This window comes from Streptomyces sp. NPDC096311 (genome assembly GCF_044763085.1).
GTDB lineage: Bacteria > Actinomycetota > Actinomycetes > Streptomycetales > Streptomycetaceae > Streptomyces.
This window is the reverse complement of the sequence record NZ_JBIWFN010000025.1, coordinates 171,586-179,757: the sequence shown is the minus strand read 5'-3', so window position 1 is coordinate 179,757 and position 8,172 is coordinate 171,586. Positions and strand designations below refer to the sequence as shown.

Annotated in this window: 4 protein-coding genes and 2 pseudogenes; 4 read left to right on the top strand and 2 right to left on the bottom strand. The window is 71.3% G+C overall.

What is annotated here, in order from left to right:
• Positions 1 to 213: 213 nt before the first annotated feature.
• The 3 genes and pseudogenes from ACIRA5_RS44685 to ACIRA5_RS44675 form a co-directional block, all read left to right on the top strand.
• A pseudogene (locus ACIRA5_RS44685) lies at positions 214 to 393 on the top strand (SMI1/KNR4 family protein); the annotation flags it as partial.
• A 136-nt stretch (positions 394 to 529) separates the two neighbouring features.
• On the top strand, positions 530 to 961 hold the full coding sequence (locus ACIRA5_RS44680; RefSeq protein WP_403701704.1) for a hypothetical protein: 432 nt from the start codon (positions 530 to 532) through the stop codon (positions 959 to 961).
• 325 nt (positions 962 to 1,286) lie between these two features.
• Entirely contained in the window at positions 1,287 to 4,064 is a 2,778-nt protein-coding gene (locus tag ACIRA5_RS44675; RefSeq protein WP_403701679.1) for a hypothetical protein, read from the top strand.
• Between the two features lie 424 nt (positions 4,065 to 4,488).
• Here the strand turns inward: ACIRA5_RS44675 and chvE are convergent, their stop codons facing one another.
• Together chvE and ACIRA5_RS44665 are read right to left on the bottom strand one after the other, a co-directional pair.
• Complete coding sequence (chvE, locus tag ACIRA5_RS44670) at positions 4,489 to 5,577, bottom strand: multiple monosaccharide ABC transporter substrate-binding protein (RefSeq protein WP_403701676.1); 1,089 nt, start codon at positions 5,575 to 5,577, stop codon at positions 4,489 to 4,491.
• A 64-nt stretch (positions 5,578 to 5,641) separates the two neighbouring features.
• A pseudogene (locus tag ACIRA5_RS44665) lies at positions 5,642 to 5,873 on the bottom strand (hypothetical protein); the annotation flags it as partial.
• 510 nt (positions 5,874 to 6,383) lie between these two features.
• Here ACIRA5_RS44665 and ACIRA5_RS44660 point away from each other — a divergent pair.
• Entirely contained in the window at positions 6,384 to 8,138 is a 1,755-nt protein-coding gene (locus ACIRA5_RS44660; protein ID WP_403701673.1) for an ABC transporter ATP-binding protein, read from the top strand.
• Positions 8,139 to 8,172 lie beyond the last annotated feature (34 nt).

Here is an 8,172-nt window from a genome sequence, read left to right as displayed (position 1 = left end):
CGGACAGATCAACGCAAGGACAGTCCAGCAGGACGTCAGTCAGTGATCGGGTCACGGCCACCGGAGACCCGCGTATCACTATGACTGTCAGTGGTGGCTGGCAGGATCGCCGACATGACGGACCCCATGGACGACTGGCGGTCCTTCCTGGTGCGCTGGAGCCATTAATGGGCAGACGCACAAGACCCCGGCGCACCGGCGAGCGAGCGACACGTGGGAGACGAGGAGCCTCTGCGTACGCGCTGGCTGGGGTTCCCGCCCGCGTCCGAGGAGCACATCCGCGCCCGGGAGGAGCGGCTCGGGCACCGGCTGCCGCCCTCGTACCGGACGTTTCTGGCGGTGAGCGACGGCCGGCGGCACGCGGGCGGCATCGTCTGGCTGCTCGCCGGTACCGACGCGGTGCGCCGGCACGAGGACGCGGCGGTCCTGGCCGAGTACTTTCCCGGGGATCTGGACGACGACCCCACGCCCGTTCGACGAGCGGTGGTTCGTCTCCCGGGGCATCGCCGCTTCCCGGGGCACCCGTGCGGTGACGGTGTGGAGCGAGCCGAGCCGCCCCCACCGTCCCGGTGTCTTCCCTCTGTCCGTCACGGACAACGGCGAGGAGCGGTACGCGTACACCGTCCGGGGGACCTCGGTGAGCAGACGGGGGTCCGTGCCGATCGCGCTGGACCCGGACCGTCTCTTCCCGCAGGACGACGCGCACGCCGAGCGGCTGGGCGAGAGCCGTGCCCTGGAGGCCCTTGCCGCCGAGTTCGGCGTCCGGCTGCCCCGGTTCGCCCTCGGTCGCGGACGTCTCCACAGCTTCCGGAGCCTGGCCCTGGAACCGGCCGCCGGCACCCGGCGAGGGCTATGTGACGCTGGGCGTGGTCCGCGCGCGGCCCGGACGCCATACGCCGGCCGCCGTGGCGGGATGCCGGTCCGTGAGGCCAAGGGACGGTGCGCACGCGGCCAGGGTTGAAACGGTGGGCAAGGGCGACGGTGAGGGAGTCGCCGGTGCCCCGGGCAGTGCCGGGGATGCGGGCGCGCCGGCCGGCGCCGACGACGGCCGTGCGCAGAGGGGGAGTTCGGCCCATGGAGGGGGCCCTTTCCGGCGACCGCGCGGGAGGAGTCCCCGGTGACCCGATTACGATGCGCTGCCCGACGTGGACGCCGTCCGGGCTTGTCCTGCGCGGGCACACTTCCCTGGCACAGGCAACCCACAGGTCCCGTTTCGCTTCCTTCGAGGCGCGAAGGGCTCCCGGTATCGACGGGGCGCCCGCGCTCGAAGTGTGAGGAGGGGATCCTTGAACCGTACCCGGCGCATAGCGGTCACCGCCGTGGCCGTTCTCGCGGCCCTGGCGGGCTCACCGGGACTGGCCCAGGCCCAACGTCCGGCCAAGGTGGAGCCGTTGACGCAGAAGGAGGACAGCCCGCTGCCGCCCGGCTGGCGCGTCACCGGGAAGGGCATGGCGCGTGAGCTGGTCTGGCGGTCGGACAGGGCCGTGCCGGTAGGCGACGCCCGTGTCGAGTTCCGCGCGGCCGGCCAACTGCTCGGCACACCGAAGGCGGCCAAGGACGGCCACACGTTCCGGCTCGCTCTCCACGGAGCCACCCCGCTCAAGGACCTTCAAGTCCTGGCGGCCGGGCGCCGGTTGGACGCGCCCGCCGACAACACCGGCAAGAAACCGAAGAACTCCCTCAAGGCCGCGCAGCCCCCGGCCCCACTCCCGGCGAACTCCGTGGACCCGGGCAGGCCGGGCGGGTACCGCACGGTCACCGGCGAGTACCACCTCGACCCGGTGAAGCTCCCCGGCTTCGCCCTGCCGGTCGAGATGCAGGCCGTCGTCGTCGCGCCCACCGGCGCCACCGGCAGGCGACCGCTCGCCCTGTTCCTCCACGGCCGCCACGCCACCTGCTTCAAACCGGGCGGGTCCGAGGACGACGTGACCCTTGAGTGGCCCTGCTCGGCCGGCACCCAGCCGATCCCGAGCCACAAGGGCTACCTGAAGGACCAGGAACTGCTGGCCTCGCAGGGCTATGTGACGGTGTCGATCTCGGCGAACGGCATCAACGGCCAGGACGGGGACGTCGAGGACGGCGGTGCGCAGGCGCGCTCCTCGCTGGTGCGCCAGCACCTCGCCAAGTGGGCCGGCTGGGCCGCTCACCCGGGCACCGCCCCGGCGGCCGTGCCCGACGCGGCTCAGGCCGACCTGTCCCGCGTGCTGCTCGTCGGCCACTCGCGCGGCGGCGAGGGCGTCAACCGGGCCGCCATGGACAGCCTCTACCCGCCGCCCGCCGCGCAGGACGGCTACCGCGGCCCGGTGCGCTGGAAGATCCGCGGGACCGTCCTCATCGGACCGACGATCTTCGGCCAGAATCCGGTGGCCGACGTGCCGTCCACGACGATCCTCCCCGGCTGCGACGGTGACGTCTCCGACCTCCAGGGCGAGGTGTACGTCGACGGGACGCGCGGGGTCAGCCGGGGCACCGCCCTGCACAGCGCCGTCTACGTGGTCGGCGCCAACCACAACTACTTCAACACCGAGTGGACGCCGGGCAAGTCCGAGGCACCCTCCTTCGACGACTTCTGGGACGACCCTGAACAGCGGCCCGACCCGGTGTGCTCCACGGGCGCCCGCACCCGGCTGACCGCCGACCAGCAGCACCAGGCCGGCGCCACCTACATCGCCGCCGCGGCGCGGCTGTTCGTCACCGGCGACGACCGGGTGCGCCCGCTGCTCGACGGCTCGGGCCGACGCGCCCCCTCGGCCGACCCGGCCCGCGTGCTGACCCACGCGGTCGGCGCCCGCCGCACGGGCGGCTTCCTGCCCGACGCCCCCGTGAAGGTGACCGGCGGCAGGCTGTGCTCGGCGCTCGACCCCGACCCGGCCGTGGCATGCCTCGACCCCGACGCCGCGGGGAGGTCGCCGCACTTCGCGCGGTGGTGGACGGAGAAGGAGGCCGGTCGCGACGCGGTCGCGCTGAAGTGGTCGGCGCCGGGCGCGGCGACAAAGGTCCGTCCCGCCGCTCCGGTGTCCCTCGCGGGCGCCAAGAGCCTTGCGCTTCGTGTGTTCGTGCCGCCGAACACGACCGGCACCGAGCTGGACGTGGCCGTCACCGACTCCGACGGCCGCCGGGCCGAGCTCGGCCAGGTCCAGGTCGACGGGCTGCCGGGGACCGACCGCACCGCCTCCTACTGGGCGCGCGAGCTGCGCGTCCCGCTGACCGCGGCCACCCGTGCCGGCCTCGACCTGAGGCACGTCAAGTCCCTTGAACTGAACCCGCGTTCACCGTCAGGACAGGCCTGGTTGATGGATGCCTGGGGCTGGGCCCCCGGCACCCCGGCGGCCAGGGCCGCGACACTGCCGCGCGTCGACATCGGCCGACTCACGGTCAAGGAGGGCGACTCGGGCACTCTCAGCTACCACATCCCGGTCCAGGTCTCCGGGCACGGCAGCGGCAAGGTCCGCTTCTCCGTCCTCGACCCGGACACCGGACAGGCCGAGGACAAGCTGGTCACGGTACGGCCGGGCAGCGCCCCCATCGACGTGCCCGTGAAGGTGAAGGGCGACACACGCTTCGGCTACGACGAGCAGTACGACGTGGTCGCGAAGGCCGTGCGCGGCGCCGTCATCGGCTCGTACCGGGGCGGGATCACCGCGGTGAACGACGACCCCGCGCCCGCGGTCACCCTGACGCCGGTCACGGACCGGGTGACCGAGGGAGGGACGCTGACGTGGCGGATCTCGCTCTCCGAGCCCGCCGAGGTGGACATCATGCAGCCGATGCGGGTGCTTCCGGTCACCGAGGGCGCCGAACTGTCCACCAAGGACGTGGACCCGCAGTGGCTGATGGACCGCGCCGGTGAGCTCCCCGACCCGGAGCGCGCACTCTCCCGGGCGGACCTGTGGTTGGGGACGGACATCCCGGCCGGGACCACCACAGCCGACTTCACCGTGCCGACGGTGACGGACCAACTGGCCGAGCCCGCCGAGTCGCTACGCCTCGCGCTGACCGACGACAACGCCGAACCCCTTCCCGGCCGTCCCGTACTGACGGGCACGGTGGTGGACGCACCGTAAACCGCCCTGCGCAGGGGGCATGGACAGGGTGGTCCATGCCCCCTACGTGTCGGCGCGGGATCGGCGGGGAGCCCGCTGGATCACGAACACCTGGGATCCGTCGATCCGAAGGACGTGGTGGGTTCCCGTCTTCTCGATCGTCCCGCCGAGCATCCGGTGCCGGAACGAGCCTTTGGGCGCTGCAGCGCCGGTACCTGGCCGGTCGCCGCGGCGAAGCGCCGGGCCCTCGCCTCCCCCAAGCCGCGATGCCGCCGGTGACCAGCACGCGCAGGCCGCTGAGCCCCATGTCCATGGCTCGCCGGCGCACGGCGCAACCGGGAGGAAGGAGGGCCGGCGAGACGGCGCGGTACGCAGCACCGCACTCCTCTTCGACGGCCTGGGCTACGGTGCCGAGGCCGCGGCATGACAGGCCATGGCCGTTCGGCTACTTGAGTTCTGCGTCGGTGTAGTAGCCACCCGCGACCAGAACACTGTCGTAGTTGGTCTTGTCGACGCTGATGGGCTGCAGCAGGTAGGCGGGCACGACCTTGGCGCCGTTGTCGTAGGTCCTGGTGTCGTTGAGCTGCGGCTTCCTTTTGTTGAGCACGTCGTCGACCATGTTTGCGGCGACATCGGCGAGCAGTCGGCTGTCCTTGTACACGGTCTGCCCCTGCTGACCCGCGACGATCGACTTGACCGAGGCCAGTTCGGCGTCCTGCCCCGTGATGACCGGGAGGGGCTTGCTGAGGGAGCCGTAGTCGTCCGCCCTCAGCGCTGCCAGGACGCCGATGGATATGCCGTCGTACGGCGACAGGACCGCGTCCACCTGCTTGGTCTTGTACGACGTGGCGAGGATGTTGTTCATGCGCTTCTGCGCGGTGGCACCGTCCCAGCGCAGGGTGGTGACCTGGTTGAGCGCGGTCTCGCCGGACTGGACGACCAGTTGCTTGCTGTCCAGGAACGGCTGCAAAAGGTGCAACGCGCCGCTGAAGAAGTACTTGGTGTTGTTGTCGTCGCTGGAGCCGGCGAACAGCTCGATGTTGAACGGGCCCTTGCCGTTCTCCAGGCCGAGCTTGTCGATGATGTAGCGGGCCTGGAGCCGGCCGACCTGCTCGTTGTCGAAGGAGGCGTAGTAGGTGACGTTCTTGGTGCCGAGGATGAGCCGGTCGTAGGAGATCACCGGGATCTTCGCGTCGGCGGCCTGCTGGAGCACCTTGTTCAGCGACTTGTTGTCGATGGCCGCGATGATCAGTGCGCTGACGCCTTGCGTGATCAGGTTCTCGATCTGCGAGACCTGGGTCGCCGGGTCGTTCTCGCCGTAGACCAGTTTGGTCTTGTACCCATTGGCCTGCAGGTCCTTGACGACGCTCTTGCCGTCGGTGATCCAGCGCTCGGAGGCCTGGGTCGGCATGGCGATGCCGATCGTGCCGCCCTTGGAGCTGCCCGTGCTGTTCTGGCCGCCGCAGGCGGACATGGTGAGGGCGACGGAGGCAGTTCCGGCGATGGCGGCGAGGGCGGCTCTGCGATTGCGCATGGTGATCGTTCCTTGTTCTTCTCGTCGTTGAGAAAGATGACGGCGTATCAGATGTCGGTGAGAAGGCGGCGGTGGAGTGAGCCGGGCGGCCGACGAGCAGGTCGAGCGCGAGTCGGCGGCGTGCCGCAGCCGGAATGAGGTCCCCGCGTATGGGTGCCGTACGGGTGGATCCCGGGCGCCCTGAACAGCCCGAACTTGAGGTGGAGCGGTGCGCCGCGGCGGATCAGCTCGGCGACCTTGCAGATCCGCACGTGGCCGCCGAGGTCGTCGGGGTCTTTGGTGCGCATCTCCATGGGAGTGAGCCATCAGTATTCCCTGACGAGGTGACCGACGGTCAGGTTCTCCGCAACATTGTGGAGTCGGGACTCAGGAGCCTCGGCGCCTCGCGGATCGCCGATCGACGCGTCGCGGCCCAGGCATCCGGGTCTTGCCGATCCGCGTGATCCCTCTGCCGGCGTGCACCTGAACGCGTGCCGGGCCGCGCCGCGGGGTTACGTCCACACGTGTTCCAACTCCGGTGATGCACAGGGCAGTTGCCTTTCAACCGTTCGAAATGTCGTCACACGTTCGGAACGTAGGCGTGACCCTAGGAGGGCGAGCGCGGGGGTGTCAACGGGGGAGGACCGGTAAGGATTCCGGAAAGGTGTGGGAAATTCGCTCCCGGAACGCTCGGGCCTGGTTTCCCTCGCAGGGCTGCGCCACTGGTGAGGCAGGCGAAGCCCCCCGGCACCGGGTGGCCCGTTCCCCTCCGGGGGCCCCTCCGACGTAGCCTGAATGCTCCGCGCCGAACTCCCGCTAGGAGCACCGTGAGCATCGCAGAGCCGCACGCCGGACCGCCCGCCTGGCGGCTGCTTCTCGGCTACGTACGACCGCATCGATGGGCGCTGCTGGTGGGCGCGTTGCTGGCGCTGACGACCGGCGCCACCGGTCTGGTGCTGCCGCTCGTGGCGCGGGGCCTCATCGACGACCTGTCGCACGACCGGCCCATCGGGCGGGCGCTCATCGGCATGGCGGCGCTGGTGGTCACCAACGCCGCGGTGGGAGCGCTGGGTTCGTACGTACTGCGGCGCACCGCCGAGTCGGTGGTGCTCGGCGCGCGGCGCGCCCTGTCCTCGTATCTGCTGCGGCTGCGGATACCGGCCGTGGACCGCAGCGAACCGGGCGACCTCATGGCCCGCATCACCTCCGACACCACGCTGCTGCGCGAGGTCACCACCGATTCGCTGGTGGGCATCGGCACCGGCGGTCTCACCCTGGTGGCGACGGTGGTGATGATGGGCCTGGTCGACGTGGTGCTGCTCGGCGTCACCCTGGGGGTGATCCTGTGCGCGGGCACGGTGCTCGGCGTGATCGTGCCCCGCATCAACCGGGCCAGCAAGCAGGCGCAGGACGCCGTGGGCGTGATGGGCGCCTCGCTGGAGCGGATCCTGGGCGCGCTGCGCACGGTCAAGGCGTCAGGTGCCGAGCACCGGGAGGAGCAGACCATCCACGCGGCGGCCGAGGAGTCCTGGCGGCAGAGCGTACGGGCCGCCAAGTGGTCGGCGGCCGCGGGCAACACGGCCGGTCTCGCGATGCAGATCGCCTTCATCACGGTCCTCGCGGTGGGCGGCGCACGGGTCGCGACCGGCGCGATCGAAGTCGGCACGCTGGTCGCCTTCCTCCTCTACGTCTTCTATCTGATGTCGCCGATCCAGCAGGTCGTGGGCGCGATCACCCAGTACCAGACCGGCGCCGCCGCGCTCGCCCGCATCCAGGAGGCGCTGCGGCTGCCCGCCGAACCGGACGCGCTGCCCGCGCCACTGCCGACCCCCGGCGCCGCGCCGGCCGCGCTCGCCTTCGACGACGTCCGCTTCCGGTACGCCGACGACCTGCCGTACGTCCACCACGGCGTCACCTTCTCCGTCCCGGCCCGCGGCATGACCGCCTTCGTCGGCCCCTCCGGTGCCGGCAAGACCACCGTGTTCTCGCTGATCGAGCGGTTCTACGACCCCGAGGCGGGCGTCATCACGGTCGACGGCCGTTCCCTGGAGCAGTGGGACCTGCCCCGGCTCCGGTCGGCCATCGGGTACGTGGAGCAGGACGCCCCGGTCCTGTCCGGCTCCCTGCGCGACAACCTGCTGCTGGGCAACCCGGAGGCCGACGACGCCGATGTCACGCGTGTGCTGAAGACGACCCGGCTCGACGGGCTGGTCGCCCGGCTGCCGCGCGGCCTGGACACACTCGTCGGGCACCGCGGCACCAAGCTGTCCGGCGGCGAACGCCAGCGGGTCGCGATCGCCCGCGCGCTGCTGCGCCACCCCCGCCTGCTGCTCCTGGACGAGGCGACCTCGCAGCTCGACGCGGTGAACGAGGCCGCGCTGCGCGACACGGTCGCCGATGTGGCCCGCACGACCACGGTCCTGGTGGTCGCGCACCGGCTGTCCACCGTGACGATGGCCGACCGTATCGTCGTCATGGACGCGGGCCGCGTACGCGCCGTGGGCACCCACCGGGAACTGGTGGCCGGGGACCCGCTCTACGCGGAGCTGGCCGCGACCCAGTTCCTCGCGACGGCGGGCTGAGGAGAGCGGATCGCCGCGCGTTCTCCGTACGAAG